Consider the following 14,483-nt stretch of genomic DNA (forward strand, 5'->3'; position numbering starts at 1 on the left):
TGAACGTCATACACAAGCCATTGAATGATAAATCTTCCTTTTTTGTGGGAATAATCCTACATTTTGGAACGCTGCCACTATTGCCGGGCCAGGCTCAACATGCCCTCCATCATTGACGCTTCGAGCGGTCGACTGATCAGATAGCCCTGAACTTCATCGCAACCCTGCGCCTTCAGAAACTCCAGTTGTTTCTCGTTTTCCACACCCTCGGCCACGACCTTGAGCCCCAGGCTGTGAGCCATGGCGATGATCGCCTGGGTGATTGCCGCATCTTCCGTGCCGTCATCGAGGCCACGAATAAACGCCTGATCAATCTTTACGTAGTCCACCGGGAAGCGTTTGAGATAACTCAATGAAGAGTAGCCGGTGCCAAAGTCGTCGATGGCCAGTTTGACGCCCAGCTCACGCAACTGCTGAAAGGTCGCGATGATGTGTTCGACACTGTCGAGCAACTGGCTTTCGGTCAGCTCCAACTCCAGCAAATGCGGCGCCAGCCCCGTCTCGTCCAGGACCTGCCGCACCAGACTGACCAGCTTGCCCTGCCGCAACTGGTGCACTGACAGATTGACCGAAACCCGGATCGGCTCAAAGCCCTGACGCTGCCACTCACAAGCCTGCCAGCAGGCCTGGCGCAGCACGAACTCGCCGATATCGGCAATCAGGCCGGTTTCTTCGGCCAGACCAATGAACTCGCCCGGCGGCACCATGCCCCGTGTCGGATGACGCCAGCGCACCAGTGCTTCGGCCGCATCCAGACGACCATTTTCCAACAGCATCTTGGGTTGATAGAACACTTGTAGCTGGTGATCTTCAATGGCTTTGCGCAGCTGGATTTCCAGTTGCAGGCGCTCCAGGGTGCTGGCCCGCAGGCTTTCGGTGAAGAACTGGAAATTGTTGCCGCCCAGATGCTTGGCATGCCGCATCGCCATATTGGCCTGACTCACCAGTGCCGAGACTTCACGGGCAGAGTCCGGCAGCAGGCTGATACCCACCGAAGCACTGATCACCAGTTCGTTACCCGCCACCGACAGAGGCGTACGCAGCTTGCTCAGCAAGCGGCTGGTGACACGCGCCAGACTGGAAAGGTTGGCATAGGCATCGAACAGCACGGCAAATTCATCGCCGGACAGACGCGCAATGGTGTCCGCCTCCGGCATGGCGCTGATCAGGCGGCGGGCAACATGCTTGAGCAACTGATCGGCGACTTCATGGCCCAGGCTCTCGTTGAGCAGCTTGAAACGATCCAGATTGATATGCAGCAGCGCCAGGCTTCTTCCGCCCTGACGCACCCGCTGATTCGCTTCGCGCAGGCGCTCCTTGAATTGCGAGCGATTGGCCAGACCGGTCAACTCATCGAAATGCGTGAGGTAGCGCATACGCTCTTCAGATTCGCGGTTGGCCGAAAGATCCGTAAAGAAGCCGACAATATGGCTGACATTGCCGGCAATATCGCGCACGACAGTCATTTGCAGCCATTGCGGATACAACTCGCCGTTCTTGCGCGCCTCAACCAGCTCGCCCTGCCAGCTTCCGGTCTGCTCCAGGGCATGGTGAATGGCCTGGAAGTGACGGCGTGCATCGCGACTGCTGGCGATATCCATGACCTGACGCCCCACTACATCCTCAGGCGTGTAACCCGTGAGCCGGGAAAAAGCCTGATTGATGGTGAGAATCCGGTACTGCGGGTCGAAAATCATGATGCTTTCGCTGACCGCATCGAAAACCTTCTCGGCCAGACGCGGCGGGCTTTTGCTCAAGGCCAGATTGGCGGCCTCAAGCTCCAGGGTACGCTGCGCAACACGCTCCTCAAGACCGGCCTGAGCCTCGCGCAGACTGTGCTCGGCCTGACGACGCTGCTCGACCTCCCGGCCCAGAATTTCATTGAGTTCATCGCCCTTGGCCCGGGCCTGCTGCAAATGCTCGATCAGGGCCTGGTTCTGAAAACGCTGCAACAGGCTGCGCAGTATCAGGCGATTGATCTGCCAGGCCACCACAATCAGGGCAAACAACAGAATCAGACCCAGCCAGCCCCAGCCACGCAAAGGCACGTCGCCCCCCATAAACAGATAGACGATGGGAGGTAACAGACACGACAGGCTGAAGGTGAGAAACGCCGTGAGGCTGACGGCATAGGCCACGCTGGCGCACAGCGTTGCGCCGCCAATCATGCCGAACACCCAGGCCTGCTGCTCGAAACTGGTCACGGGCACCAGGGCCATGGCCGCACAGGCCAGAGTCAGACCGCTGACCACCGCGCCGAGCAGAAACATTCGCCGCCAGACCGGTTGCGCCTGACGTTCGGGAGATGCCGCCCGGAACGCTGCAACCTGAATGACACGCAAGCCCACAAGCACCGCCAGCCAGACCAGCCAGATACTGACCAGCACGTAGCGTTCAGGACTCCAGAGCAGCCATGCGCAGACCAGACCACTGATGAACATGAACAGGGTCGGCAGCAATGAACCCTGATAAAGCATGCGCGTGCGCTCAACCCTCAACCGGGTCGCGAACTTCTTGCGAATGGCCCGCCGGCTGGTGTCAGAAGCATCGTGGGCACTGAAGCTGAAAGGCATGGCGGGGTTCTTGTATTTGATAAGACCTTGGCATGTGCCGAGCATACACAAGCGCTGGGCTAGACCAAACTGCCGCCATCATAAAACGGTGACTTTCAGCGCTGTTCTGCACAACTTCGACACAGGGGACGCCATTCGCCGTCGCACATGACCGATCGTCAGCATCGACGACTTTTTTATTACCCATGACAAAGCATGGTTTGCCCGCCATGGCGCAGCACCCTAGAATGCGGCGATGCGCGATGATCTCTCTCTCCTTTTGAATTCCCTCAACGATGCCCAGCGTCAGGCCGTAGCTGCCTCTCTGGGTCGTCAGTTGGTCCTGGCCGGCGCTGGTTCCGGTAAAACCCGTGTGCTGGTGCATCGCATCGCATGGCTGATGCAGGTCGAGCAAGCCTCCCCGCATTCGGTCCTGTCGGTGACGTTCACCAACAAGGCCGCCGCCGAGATGCGTCATCGCATCGAGCAACTGATGGGCATCAGCCCGGCAGGCATGTGGGTCGGCACCTTCCACGGGCTGGCGCATCGCCTGCTGCGTGCACACTGGCAGGAAGCGGGGCTGGTACAGACGTTCCAGATTCTGGACAGCGACGACCAGCAACGTCTGGTCAAGCGCGTGATCCGCGAACTGGGGCTGGACGAACAGCGCTGGCCTGCACGTCAGGCCCAGTGGTTCATCAACGGCCAGAAAGACGAAGGCCTGCGCCCCAAACATATCCAGGCCGGCGGCGATCTGTTCCTGGCCACCATGAAGTCGATCTACGAAGCCTATGAAATCGCCTGCCAGCGCGCCGGCGTCATCGACTTCTCCGAACTGCTGCTGCGTGCGCTGGACCTGTGGCGCGATCATCCCGGCCTGCTGGCGCACTACCAGCGGCGCTTCCGCCATGTGCTGGTGGACGAATTCCAGGACACCAACGCCGTGCAGTACGCCTGGTTGCGACTGCTGGCCCAGGGCGGCGACAGCCTGATGGTGGTGGGCGATGACGACCAGTCCATTTATGGCTGGCGTGGCGCGAAGATCGAGAACATTCATCAGTACTCGTCGGACTTCCCGGATACCGAAGTCATCCGTCTGGAGCAGAACTACCGCTCGACGGCAAGCATTCTCAAGGCTGCCAACGGCCTGATCGTCAATAACAGCGGTCGCCTGGGCAAAGAGCTGTGGACCGACGTGGGCGATGGCGATCTGATCAACCTGTATGCCGCCTTCAACGAACACGACGAAGCGCGCTACGTGGTCGAAACCATCGAAAGCGCCTTGAAGACCGGCCTGTCGCGTAACGACATTGCCATTCTGTATCGCTCCAACGCCCAGTCGCGGGTGCTGGAAGAAGCCTTGCTGCGCGAGCGCATTCCTTACCGCATCTACGGCGGCCAGCGATTCTTCGAGCGCGCCGAGATCAAGAACGCCATGGCGTATCTGCGCCTGCTGGAAGGCCGTGGCAACGATGCCGCGCTGGAGCGGGTCATCAACGTTCCCGCACGGGGCATTGGCGAGAAGACGGTCGAGGCGATTCGCGAGCATGCCCGCCATACCGACATCTCCATGTGGGAAGCGATGCGTCAGTTGGTGGCCAACAAGGGCCTGACCGGCCGCGCTGCCGGTGCCTTGAACGTGTTCATGGAACTTATCGAAAACCTCTCGGCCAAGGTCATGGAAATGCCCTTGCACCTGATGACCCAGACCGTCATCGAGCAATCGGGGCTGATCACTTATCACCAGCAGGAAAAAGGTGAAAAAGGTCAGGCACGGGTGGAAAACCTTGAGGAACTGGTCAGCGCTGCGCGCAACTTCGAGAACAATGAAGACGATGAAGAACTGACCCCGCTGGCAGCTTTCCTCGGCCATGCGTCGCTGGAAGCTGGCGACACGCAGGCTCAGGAGCACGAAGACAGCATTCAGCTCATGACCCTGCACAGCGCCAAGGGCCTGGAATTCCCTTACGTGTTTCTGGTGGGCATGGAAGAAGGGCTGTTCCCGCACAAGATGAGCCTGGAAGAGCCCGGCCGTCTGGAAGAAGAACGCCGTCTGGCTTACGTCGGTATCACCCGCGCCATGCAGCAACTGGTGATGACTTACGCCGAAACCCGTCGCCTGTATGGCAGCGAAACCTACAACAAGGTGTCGCGCTTCGTTCGCGAGATTCCGCCGACGCTGATCCAGGAAGTGCGCCTGTCCAATAGCGTCAGTCGTCCTTTCGGTGGCACCCAGAAAGTCAGCAACAGCAGCCTGTTCACGGGCACCGGCATCCCCGAAACCCAGTTCACGCTGGGCCAGCACGTACAGCACGCCGTATTCGGTGAAGGCGTGATCCTGAATTTCGAGGGCTCCGGCGCCCAGGCCAGGGTGCAGGTCAACTTCTCCGAAGGCAGCAAGTGGCTGATGATGGGCTATGCGAAGCTGGTCCCGATCTGATCCCACCCAGTAGCGAATTCATTCGCGAATGAATTCGCTACTGGGGCGTGGAAGAAAATTCCTACAGCACTTTATTTCACCGCCTACCGCCCAAATAGACAGGTCTTACGGACCTCATGCAAAAGTCCGAAACATTAACGCACTAGCCATCGACTGCCCTCCTGTGCAACATGGCGCGCATGCATTCATACAACGGGAATACCCTTATGCAACGTTTTCTAAGCATGGCTCTGGCGCTGTGCATCGGGCTCACCATGAGTCTGGATGTGAACGCCGCACGTTTTGGTGGTGGCAAGAGCATGGGCTCGGCACCGTCGCACCAGGCACGCCAGGCCGCTCCAGCCACTCCGGCTGCTGCTCCTAACGCTGCCGGTCGTCCGGCTGCCGCTGCCAGTGGCGCTTCACGCTGGTTGGGCCCATTGGCCGGTATCGCTGCCGGTGGCCTGCTGGCTGCAATGTTCATGGGTGACGGCTTCAACGGCCTGCAGATCTTCGACATCCTGATCATGGGCCTTATCGCCTTCCTGATCTTCCGCTTCATTGCGCGTCGTCGTCAGCAGCAACAGCCGAAAATGGCCGGTGCCGGTGCTCCTTACCAGCGTGAAACCAGCCAGCCCGCGCAAAACTCGATCTTCGGTGGCGCGTCGTCAGCTCCTGCGGCTCCGGTCATCAACGCTCCGGCCTGGTTCAACGAAGAGCGCTTCCTGGAAGCCGCCCGCAGCCACTTCCAGTCGCTGCAGCAGCACTGGGATGCGAACGAAATGGACAAGATCGCCGAGTTCGTGACGCCACAGATGCTGCAATTCCTGAAAAAGGAACGTGCCGATCTGGGCGACGGTTTCCAGTCGACCTACATCGACAACCTGAGCGTCCAGCTGGAAGGTGTGGATGATCGCGCTGACAAAACCATCGCGACCCTGACCTTCTCCGGCGTCTCCAAGACTTCGCGCTTTGACCAGGGCGAAGTGTTCAGCGAAAGCTGGAACATGGAACGCGCCCAGGGCGACAGCCAACCCTGGCTGGTTGCCGGTATTCGCCAGAACGGCTGATCCCCAGGCACATCCAGCAGCACATAACCCCGGACTTGTTCCGGGGTTTTTTATTTTTGTTCGCCTGCAGCTAACAAATGCAAGTCTGAAAGGTCCGACGCTTGATGCGAATTGAAAGCAGGCAGACCAGGATTTTTCGTACAGAGCCTATCCGATCGGGTAGTTATTTTGAGAAAAGCTTTAGGCTACTGTATAACCCGCGCCATCAAGCTTAGAGGACCCATGTCGTGGAAGAAGTCATCGAACAATTGCGTGAACAAAACGAGCCGGTTCCGGTTCCCCTCGAACTGCCTGACGAGGACCAACTCGTCGAGATCGAGGAACAGCTGTTTATCAATATCCCTTACGTCTTCAAAGAATTTCTTCTGACCGTCAGCGACGTCGTGTATGGCAGCCTTGAGCCAGTCACCGTTACCGATCCTCAGTCACACACCTATCTGCCGGATGTCGCCGCAACTGCGTGGGACTTGGGTGTGCCTCGTGAACTGATCCCTATCTGTCAGGACGGCGATGACTATTACTGCGTCGAAGAAGATGGCACCGTCGTGCTGTGGTCCGGCGAAGAAGAGTTGGTGACCGAAGAGAACTGGGAATCTGTCTGGCACTGGGCACGGGACGTCTGGCTGGAAAGCTGAGACACCCCACACACAGGTATCGCCGGGCTCAATGCCCGGACGACTCCTGATTGTTGTTGCCCAGGGTTTCCAGCAGGGCAATCTGCATCCGCGTATGCACGCGGATGAACCAGCGCCACAGCAATGCTGCAACCACCGCCGCAATCAGCACGATCACCAGTAACAACTCGCTTGTCGGCAGAATGCTCGCCGAGAGAGCTGCCAGCAGAATGAAGATCACCACCAGCGACAGCAGCGGAATCACCTCAGCCACCACCTTGCGGACCCGCACGGTATGCCTCCCGGCCATTTCAGGCTTCACACCCATCTCCGCCAACAGCATCGACAGCGCCTTGAGCTTGCGGTACGCCGCAATCAGGAAAGGTAGCGACAGCAGTAATGCTGCCCCGCAGATCCAGGCCTTCTGCTGACCCACATCGCTGACCCACTCACTCATGTAAGCGCCGATACGCCCGGCGAAATAGCCACCGCTGAAGAAGATCGCTATCACCAGCGCCAGGTTGACCCCGACTTGCAGCAGTATCCGCCGGATCATCGACGCCAGCACAGCGCCCTGCCCTTGAGGCTGGATGCTGCGCAGCCATTCGCCGTACATGTTGAACACCCGCGCCACGCGACGGGGCACGATGGACGCCAGTTGCAGCGACAGCGGGTCGGCAGCGCGAATCAGGTAGGGAGTCAGCAGCGTAGTAATGGCCGAAACCGCCACCGCCACGGGGTAGAGAAAATCGCTGGTGACCTGCAAGGTCATGCCCAGCGCCGCGATGATGAAGGAAAACTCGCCAATCTGTGAAAGCCCCATGCCGACGCGCAGCGAGGTACGCCCATCGTTACCGGCAATGAATGCCCCGAGCCCGCAGGACAGCATCTTGCCCAGTACAACGGCGACGGTAATCAGCGCGATGGGCCAGGCATATTCCAGAAGGACTTTCGGGTCGATCATCAAGCCAATGGCAACGAAGAAGATGGCGCTGAACATGTCACGAATGGGCTCGATAAGCCGCTCAATCTTCACCAACTGGCGAGATTCGGCCATGATCGCGCCAATCAGGAACGCACCCAGCACCATGCTGTATTCCAGCTTCACCACCAGCAGGCAGAAACCGAAACACAGGCCCAGCACAGTCACCAGCAGCATTTCGTTGCTTTCAAACTTCGCGACGTAAGACAGCAGTCGCGGCACCAGCAGAATGCCGATTACCAGAGCCACGATCATGAACAAGGACAGTTTACCGACCGTGGAAAAGACCTCACCGGAACTCACCGAGCCACTGACCGCGATCCCCGACAGTAGGGCTATGATGCCGATACCCAGAATGTCTTCGACGATCAGCACCCCGAAAATCAGCTGGGCAAAGTGCTGGTTCTTCATCTTCAGGTCATTGAGCGCCTTGACGATGATGGTGGTCGAGGAAATCGCCAGGATTGCGCCCAGGAACAGCGAGTCCATGGTTTTCCAGCCAAAGAACTGGCCGATTTCGTAGCCGATCCAGATCATCAGGGCAATTTCGAGAAAGGCCGCGATGAACGCCGTGGCTCCGACCTTGAACAGCTTGCGCAGGCTGAACTCCAGCCCCAGGCAGAACATCAGGAAGATCACCCCAAGCTCTGCGAGGGTCTTGATGGTGTCTTCGTCATGGATCAGCCCGACTGGCGGCGTATGCGGACCAATGATGAAGCCTGCAACGATATAGCCCAGCACCACCGGCTGCTTGAGGCGATGGAAGAGAATGGTCACCACACCCGCCACCAGCATGATCACTGCCAAATCCTGGATAAAATTGACGGCATGCATGGGTGTGGCTCCTTATTGATAAATGATGCCTGAAGCTCCCGAATAGCCAGCGAAGCTGAAAAGTCGGAAGTTGCATCAATAAAACGCTACTAAAAGCGTAAGAAAAAACCCGATCCACGGGTTTTGGGAGAGTAACACTGCACCCGTCGAGAGAAAGCCGGTGCAATATATGGAAACAGATAGACCTCAAGCGTGACGGCATTCACTCCGCCAGCGTCCCGATAACTGTCTGTTGCAGGTAGTTGAACCACCCTCGTGAGCGCCAGCATAAGGCGCCACTCATGATGACCTTGACCGTGTGAGTACGCTATGGAACCCGGAAACGCCCAGCTGTCGATGACTGTATTGATGACCCCGGACATGGCCAACTTCTCTGGCAATGTGCATGGCGGTACGTTGCTCAAGTACCTGGATGAAGTCGCTTACGCCTGCGCCAGCCGGTATGCCGGTCGCTATGTGGTGACGCTGTCCGTGGACCAGGTGATTTTCCGCGAGCCGGTTCACGTCGGTGAGCTGGTGACCTTCCTGGCCTCGGTGAACTACACCGGCAATACTTCGATGGAGGTCGGGATCAAGGTCGTGACCGAGAACATCCGCGAGCGCTCGGTGCGCCACAGCAACAGTTGCTTCTTCACCATGGTCGCGGTGGACGACAACCGCAAGCCAGCCAGCGTCCCGCCGCTGGAGCCTGAAACGGCTGAAGGCAAACGCCGCTTCATCCAGGCCCAGCAACGCCGCCAGATTCGCCAGGAGCTGGAAAAGCGTTATCAGGAAATCAAGGAAGAATCCCTGTAATACGTTGTTCGCGAATGAATTCGATCGGTAGGAGCGAATTCATTCGCGAAAACATTACAACCGTACCGCCTCAAACCGCACCCGCGGATGGGCAATCCGGTCCTGCGCCCGTACCAGCTCCAGCTCATAGCTGCCACAGGCCTGGGTTTCCAGCAGCACTTCATGCACCGCCGCAGCCGTGAACTCGAAAGCAGCGACCAGATCGTCCCCCAACAATACACGCGCCAGGAACAACCCGGACGTCAGATCACCCACGCCCACCGGCTGACGCGGAAAGGCCAGCAGCGGACGGCGCAAGTGCCAACTGGCATCGGCGGTCACCAGCAGCATTTCAAAACCGTCGGCCGCCTTGCCGGGGTAATCCAGGTGTTTGACCACCACAGCCTTGGGACCTCGTGCCAGCAACGCTCGGGCCATGGCCAGGCAATCGAGCAGGGATTCAGGCTTGCGACCGGAAAAGCTGTCCAGTTCCAGCTGGTTCGGGCACATGAAGTCCGCCACTGCCGCCGCTTCTTCCAGCAGGAAATCGCTGACCTCAGCCGGGACGATGCAACCTTTCTCGGGATGCCCCATCACCGGGTCGCACAAGTACAGCGCCTTGGGGTTGGCCGACTTGATACGCGCCACACCCGTCAGAATCGCCCGCCCCTGCGCCGCGCTGCCCAAGTAACCGGAAAGCACGGCATCGCAGTTACCCAACTCACCAATCGCCGCAATACCTTCGATCAGTGCCGGGATCTGCTGCGGAGCCAGCACTTCGCCGGCCCATTGCTTGTATTGGGTGTGGTTGGAGAACTGGACCGTGTTGAGCGGCCAGACATTGACCCCGATACGCTGCATGGGGAACACCGCTGCGCCATTGCCTGCGTGGCCGAATACCACGTGAGACTGAATGGCGAGCAAGTGGGGTGTACGTTTCATGGGAAGATCCTGAACACGATGCAAATGCAGTAATAAGAAATTTAAGTCGCGCAGTATGGCTGTAAATCACTTTGGGCAGTTAAGCTGAAGACTCCTGCGTAGGAGCACTCTGCCATGCTGACCCTGGGAAACATTTTCGTGCTGATGCTGTTCGCAAGTGCGGCAGCCTGGTTGTGGCATGCCCACGGTCTGCGCGAGCGGGCGCTGGAGCGCGTCAAACAGCATTGCGCCCGACTCGATCTGGAACTGCTGGACGGCAATGTCGCCCTGCGCCGCCTGGCCTTTGTCCGCGATGCGCAAGGCCACAGGCGTCTGGCACGCATCTATGGCTTCGAGTTCACGGTTACCGGCGAACAGCGTCATCCGGGCACTATCACCATGTTCGGTGCCCATTCGGCGCAGATCGAACTCGCACCCTACCCGTTTGAAATTAAAACGCCACCACCTAGCGCCGAAATCATCGAAATGAACAAGTGGCGCGAGACTCATCAGCAACGCAAGCAGTGAGCCAATTGCGCCTTTAGCGTTGCGCTGTCCTGTGGTGTCTGGAAGATCAGTTCCAGACGCGAATCCTGACGCCACTCGCTGCCTTGCCATTCAAGGCGCGAGCCCTCCAGCCCATTGGCTGAAAACCAGCCTTCGGGGCTGTGGATAACCATCTTCGCACGCCGCCAGGCGAGGCTTTCCAGCCACTGGGTCAGCTTCTCCAGGTCAAATTGCCGGGAAGGATGCCAGCGCCAACCGATACTCCAGCCCTCCGCACTCTCCTGACTCAGGCAGATCGGCTCCTTCGGATCAGTCCACACGGCAGGCAGTGGCCCGAGACTTCGGGGCAGAACGAGGTTATCCACAGCGCGGTTATCCACAGCACTTCGCTGCGCAAAGCCCGGCAAGTGCGCCAACTCAAGCTGCCCTTGCTCGACCCAGACCAGCGAATGTGCCGGCAATGCCTCAGCCAGCCGCTGACGTGATGCTTCGTCGATGTTCTGTGACTTGTTCATCACCACCAGCCCCGCCTCCGCCAGCGCTTGCTGCTGGGTGGCCGGTAGCGGCTGGCCTGCCGCCATGTTCATGGCGTCCAGCACCATCACGCCAGGCTGAACACTGAGCACGCCCAGCCAGGGCGCCTGGCGCAACTGAGCCATGAGTTGCAGCGGATGACCAAGGCCTGAAGGTTCGATGAACAACCGGTCGGGCCGCGCCTTGCGAAGCAGACGCCCAAGGCCGATCTGAAACGGCACGCCGTTGACGCAACACAGGCAGCCGCCAGCCACTTCGCCAAGTGCGATACCATCGACGTCCACGCTCAGGAGCGCAGCATCCAGACCGATCTGGCCGAACTCGTTGATCAGCACCGCCCAGCGCTCATCGGCCGGTTTCTGGCTCAGCAGGTGCTTGATCAGGCTGGTCTTGCCGGCGCCCAGCGGGCCACCGATCACATGGGTCGGGATGTTCTGCAGCATCTGGAGTCGCTTCTGAGAGTGTCGTTTGCAAACAATGATGAAGGAAAGCTGACAATGAGAGCCCTGAGGCTGCCCGTTCGATTGGCATTGATGCTGCTGGCAATGACATCCGGCAAGGTAGGGGCCCAAGCGTGTCTGGTGCACAGTCAGGCAGAGAGGTTAGACGTCAAAGTCTGTCAGGAAAACCTGAATATCCCGAAAGACCTGTTTCGAGACGGCTTCTGCAAACCGCAACTGGCAGGTCAGAAAACAGAAGTGACCTTCTCGGAAAGCTGCCCGGCCGGCGCCTTTGGCATCTGCAGCAACGCACAGGTCGCCAATATGCCCTATCACGAGAATATCCACTATTACGGCATTGCCAGTGACGCGCTTTACCTCAAGCCGTTTTGTGAGGGGCAAAGCAAGGGCAAGTGGCTGACGCCCAATTAAGCCAGCCAGTCCAGAGTCAGGATCAGACGCCGTTCGTTGCGCTCCAGTTGCGGCGAACGATGCACCAGCCCCAAACCTTCGTTGCCGCTCCAGCGCTCGCCCTTGAGCAAGGCCACTGCACCGCAATCGATCTGCTGGATTCGATCCGGGTCCTGCGGTTCGGCTTCAGGACTGCCAAGCTGCTTGCGGTCGATGGCGTGTTCCTTGAGCCACTGGCTGCCGATCCCGGCATAGGTGGTGACCAGCCGCACCGGCACGTGATCCACATGAAAGCGCGGGCACATGGCCTTGTCCAGCGCACGCAGGCGCAGACCGACGCACTCGGCGCCCAGCAGGCACGCATAGGCGCTGACCAGCCACGACACGTCTGCGATAAACCCGTCATACCCCTGCAGGTCGGCATAGCCCGAGGCCAGGCCTTGCAGGTTGGGTTCGACATCGCCGCCCTGCACGTCCAGGGTCATGGACTCCGCCAAAGGCTCGTTCAAGGACAACAGCAAGGCGCCGAAGTCCTCGATATGCGCAGGCAACTGGCGCTGCCAGACCGACAGATTGACGCCGTCCTCCAGCACCTGTCCCAGCACTTCAGGGGTATTGCCCTGCACCTGACGGGCGCGGGGCTGGAACTTCAAGACCGGAGCGAGCATCAGGCAGCCTCCTCGGCGTGCCAGTCGCCAAACGGGTCGGGCAGCAAGCGCCAGGTTTCCACGCCCATGGCCAGTTCGTCATCGGTGAGCAGGCAAGTATCCAGCTCGGCGGTGAGCTGGGCGAAGTCGATGTTTTGCCCGATGAACACCAGTTCCTGGCGGCAATCACCGGTTTCAGGCGACCAGTTGTCCATGATCGACGTAATGTTCTCCTGATCCTGAGGCCAGTGTGCGCGACTCACGAAGCGCCACCAGCGGCCCGCAAAGCCGTGGCGCATCAGGCCGCCAGCCTGGGACCAGCTACCGGCGTCCTTGTATTTGCTCGCCAGCCAGAAGAAGCCCTTGGAGCGCAGCAGTTTGCCGTTGGTCCATGGCCGGTCGATAAAGCTGAAAAAGCGCTCCGGATGGAAAGGCCGACGCGCCCGGTAAGCCGTGGAAGCGATGCCGTACTCTTCGGTTTCCGGCACGTGCTCGCCGCGCATTTCCTTGAGCCAGCCCGGTGCCTGGGAAGCACGCTCGAAGTCGAAACGGCCGGTGTTGAGGATGGTCGACAGCGGCACCTGCCCCATGACCATCGGCACGATCTCGGCATGGGCATTGAGGCGCTTAAGGATGGCCATCAGTTCTTCGCGTTCGCTGGAGCTGATCAGGTCGATCTTGCTGAGCAGGATCACATCCGCAAACTCGATCTGCTCGATCAGCAGGTCGGTAATCGAGCGGTCATCGTCTTCGCCCAGGGTTTCACCACGGGTGGCCAGGCTTTCGGAAGCCTGATAGTCGAGCATGAAGTTGACGCCATCGACCACGGTCACCATGGTGTCCAGACGCGCCATGTCCGCCAGACTGTTACCCGCTTCATCGCGAAAGGTAAAGGTTTCGGCCACCGGCAGGGGTTCTGAAATACCCGTGGATTCGATCAGCAGGTAATCGAAGCGCCCGTCCTGAGCCAGACGGCTGACCTCTTCGAGCAGGTCTTCGCGCAAGGTGCAGCAGATGCAGCCGTTGCTCATCTCGATCAACTTCTCTTCAGCACGGTTCAGGCTGACATCGCGCTGAACTTCGCCGCCATCGATGTTGATCTCGCTCATATCGTTGACGATAACGGCGACTCGAAGATTTTCGCGATTGCGCAGCACGTAATTGAGGAGAGTGCTTTTCCCGGCTCCAAGAAAACCGGACAGAACGGTAACAGGCAGACGATTCGACATCAGGATTCTCGGGCCAGGTTGCAAGGCTTGCACCTTGTTGATGTAGGCTGCACCGGGTCTGTTATCGACACCTTGGCAGCCAGCTCTAATCACCCGCCAATGTTATAGTATAACGATGCAAAATTGCCAACCCGTTCGACAAAGGGCGTCTGCGTGAAACACATTTCAAAAGGCTTGTTCACGTTACTGCTATTGATCAGCACTCAAATAATGGCCGCAGGCCCGCGGCCCAGCGTGGATATGGCGACCTGCACTCGCAGCGCGACCCTGCTGGCGTGCAGCGATGCGCAAGGCAATGGCTACAGCGTCGCCACAGCGGGTTCGACCACATATTTGCGGGGCTATGAAGTGATTGGTAAAAAACGCTGGGCGCAGACCAACAGCCGGTTCGATCAGTTGACCTTCTTCACCGGCCTGGCCTCGAATGGCGATGCCTGGATAGGCACCATCCAGCGTATCGGCTGGACCACCATCACACGGGTTTCCAGCTCCGATGGCACACGCAGCAAGATCACTTGTAGCCGCCTGAATGGCTGCCACTGAGCCTCA

13 protein-coding genes are annotated in these 14,483 nt (G+C 59.0%); 7 read left to right on the forward strand and 6 right to left on the reverse strand.

Going from position 1 to position 14,483, the window contains the following annotated elements; genetic code table 11:
- Positions 1–77: 77 nt before the first annotated feature.
- Positions 78–2,573 carry a putative bifunctional diguanylate cyclase/phosphodiesterase gene (locus tag KGD89_RS25605; RefSeq protein WP_025262577.1) on the reverse strand — a complete coding sequence of 832 codons (2,496 nt, stop codon included), beginning with the start codon at positions 2,571–2,573 and terminating at the stop codon, positions 78–80.
- 235 nt (positions 2,574–2,808) lie between these two features.
- On the opposite strand from KGD89_RS25605, the gene uvrD reads away from it, so the two are divergent.
- From uvrD to KGD89_RS25620, 3 genes are all read left to right on the forward strand, one after another.
- The gene (uvrD, locus tag KGD89_RS25610; protein WP_025262578.1) at positions 2,809–4,992 is read left to right on the forward strand and encodes a DNA helicase II; all 2,184 of its coding nucleotides are present in this window, start codon (positions 2,809–2,811) and stop codon (positions 4,990–4,992) included.
- A 206-nt stretch (positions 4,993–5,198) separates the two neighbouring features.
- Positions 5,199–6,041: a Tim44 domain-containing protein gene (locus KGD89_RS25615; protein WP_025262579.1), complete on the forward strand. Its 843-nt coding sequence runs from the start codon at positions 5,199–5,201 to the stop codon at positions 6,039–6,041.
- Positions 6,042–6,268: 227 nt separating this feature from the next.
- Positions 6,269–6,676 carry an SMI1/KNR4 family protein gene (locus KGD89_RS25620; protein ID WP_025262580.1) on the forward strand — a complete coding sequence of 136 codons (408 nt, stop codon included), beginning with the start codon at positions 6,269–6,271 and terminating at the stop codon, positions 6,674–6,676.
- A 28-nt stretch (positions 6,677–6,704) separates the two neighbouring features.
- Here KGD89_RS25620 and KGD89_RS25625 read toward each other — a convergent pair whose 3' ends face one another.
- Positions 6,705–8,471, reverse strand: coding sequence for a cation:proton antiporter (locus KGD89_RS25625; RefSeq protein WP_025262581.1), 1,767 nt, complete (start codon positions 8,469–8,471; stop codon positions 6,705–6,707).
- Between the two features lie 309 nt (positions 8,472–8,780).
- Between KGD89_RS25625 and KGD89_RS25630 the strand changes: the two genes are divergently transcribed.
- Entirely contained in the window at positions 8,781–9,266 is a 486-nt protein-coding gene (locus KGD89_RS25630; protein ID WP_025262582.1) for an acyl-CoA thioesterase, read from the forward strand.
- Between the two features lie 54 nt (positions 9,267–9,320).
- Here KGD89_RS25630 and pdxY read toward each other — a convergent pair whose 3' ends face one another.
- Entirely contained in the window at positions 9,321–10,187 is an 867-nt protein-coding gene (gene pdxY, locus KGD89_RS25635) for a pyridoxal kinase PdxY (RefSeq protein WP_025262583.1), read from the reverse strand.
- 114 nt (positions 10,188–10,301) lie between these two features.
- Here pdxY and KGD89_RS25640 point away from each other — a divergent pair, with 114 nt between their 5' ends.
- Complete coding sequence (locus KGD89_RS25640) at positions 10,302–10,694, forward strand: DUF3301 domain-containing protein (RefSeq protein ID WP_025262584.1); 393 nt, start codon at positions 10,302–10,304, stop codon at positions 10,692–10,694.
- On the opposite strand, the gene KGD89_RS25645 is transcribed toward KGD89_RS25640, so the two are convergent.
- Positions 10,676–11,650, reverse strand: a complete 975-nt coding sequence (locus tag KGD89_RS25645) for a CobW family GTP-binding protein (RefSeq protein ID WP_025262585.1) — start codon at positions 11,648–11,650, stop codon at positions 10,676–10,678. The genes KGD89_RS25640 and KGD89_RS25645 overlap by 19 nt on opposite strands.
- A 54-nt stretch (positions 11,651–11,704) precedes the next feature.
- Between KGD89_RS25645 and KGD89_RS25650 the strand changes: the two genes are divergently transcribed.
- The gene (locus tag KGD89_RS25650) at positions 11,705–12,079 is read left to right on the forward strand and encodes a hypothetical protein (protein ID WP_025262586.1); all 375 of its coding nucleotides are present in this window, start codon (positions 11,705–11,707) and stop codon (positions 12,077–12,079) included.
- Here KGD89_RS25650 and KGD89_RS25655 read toward each other — a convergent pair.
- Both KGD89_RS25655 and zigA read right to left on the reverse strand, forming a co-directional pair.
- Complete coding sequence (locus KGD89_RS25655) at positions 12,076–12,726, reverse strand: DUF1826 domain-containing protein (protein WP_025262587.1); 651 nt, start codon at positions 12,724–12,726, stop codon at positions 12,076–12,078. The genes KGD89_RS25650 and KGD89_RS25655 overlap by 4 nt on opposite strands.
- A complete protein-coding gene (zigA, locus tag KGD89_RS25660; RefSeq protein ID WP_025262588.1) occupies positions 12,726–13,934 on the reverse strand; it encodes a zinc metallochaperone GTPase ZigA in 1,209 nt (402 codons plus the stop codon). The genes KGD89_RS25655 and zigA overlap by 1 nt, the downstream gene beginning before the upstream one ends.
- Before the next feature lie 210 nt (positions 13,935–14,144).
- On the opposite strand from zigA, the gene KGD89_RS25665 reads away from it, so the two are divergent.
- Positions 14,145–14,477, forward strand: a complete 333-nt coding sequence (locus KGD89_RS25665; RefSeq protein ID WP_236249439.1) for a glutamine synthetase — start codon at positions 14,145–14,147, stop codon at positions 14,475–14,477.
- The last annotated feature ends 6 nt before the right edge of the window (positions 14,478–14,483 follow it).

The sequence above is a fragment of the Pseudomonas cichorii genome (assembly GCF_018343775.1).
Lineage (GTDB): Bacteria > Pseudomonadota > Gammaproteobacteria > Pseudomonadales > Pseudomonadaceae > Aquipseudomonas > Aquipseudomonas cichorii.

What these genes read in the sequence shown, in the direction of transcription:
- KGD89_RS25650 (WP_025262586.1), top strand. Translation starts at nt 11,705, where the DNA reads ATGAGAGCCCTGAGGCTGCCCGTTCGATTGGCATTGATGCTGCTGGCA.
- KGD89_RS25625 (WP_025262581.1), bottom strand. Translation starts at nt 8,471, where the DNA reads ATGCATGCCGTCAATTTTATCCAGGATTTGGCAGTGATCATGCTGGTG.
- KGD89_RS25630 (WP_025262582.1), top strand. Translation starts at nt 8,781, where the DNA reads ATGGAACCCGGAAACGCCCAGCTGTCGATGACTGTATTGATGACCCCG.
- KGD89_RS25605 (WP_025262577.1), bottom strand. Translation starts at nt 2,573, where the DNA reads ATGCCTTTCAGCTTCAGTGCCCACGATGCTTCTGACACCAGCCGGCGG.
- zigA (WP_025262588.1), bottom strand. Translation starts at nt 13,934, where the DNA reads ATGTCGAATCGTCTGCCTGTTACCGTTCTGTCCGGTTTTCTTGGAGCC.
- KGD89_RS25640 (WP_025262584.1), top strand. Translation starts at nt 10,302, where the DNA reads ATGCTGACCCTGGGAAACATTTTCGTGCTGATGCTGTTCGCAAGTGCG.
- KGD89_RS25655 (WP_025262587.1), bottom strand. Translation starts at nt 12,726, where the DNA reads ATGCTCGCTCCGGTCTTGAAGTTCCAGCCCCGCGCCCGTCAGGTGCAG.
- uvrD (WP_025262578.1), top strand. Translation starts at nt 2,809, where the DNA reads ATGCGCGATGATCTCTCTCTCCTTTTGAATTCCCTCAACGATGCCCAG.
- KGD89_RS25615 (WP_025262579.1), top strand. Translation starts at nt 5,199, where the DNA reads ATGCAACGTTTTCTAAGCATGGCTCTGGCGCTGTGCATCGGGCTCACC.
- KGD89_RS25665 (WP_236249439.1), top strand. Translation starts at nt 14,145, where the DNA reads ATGGCCGCAGGCCCGCGGCCCAGCGTGGATATGGCGACCTGCACTCGC.
- pdxY (WP_025262583.1), bottom strand. Translation starts at nt 10,187, where the DNA reads ATGAAACGTACACCCCACTTGCTCGCCATTCAGTCTCACGTGGTATTC.
- KGD89_RS25645 (WP_025262585.1), bottom strand. Translation starts at nt 11,650, where the DNA reads ATGCTGCAGAACATCCCGACCCATGTGATCGGTGGCCCGCTGGGCGCC.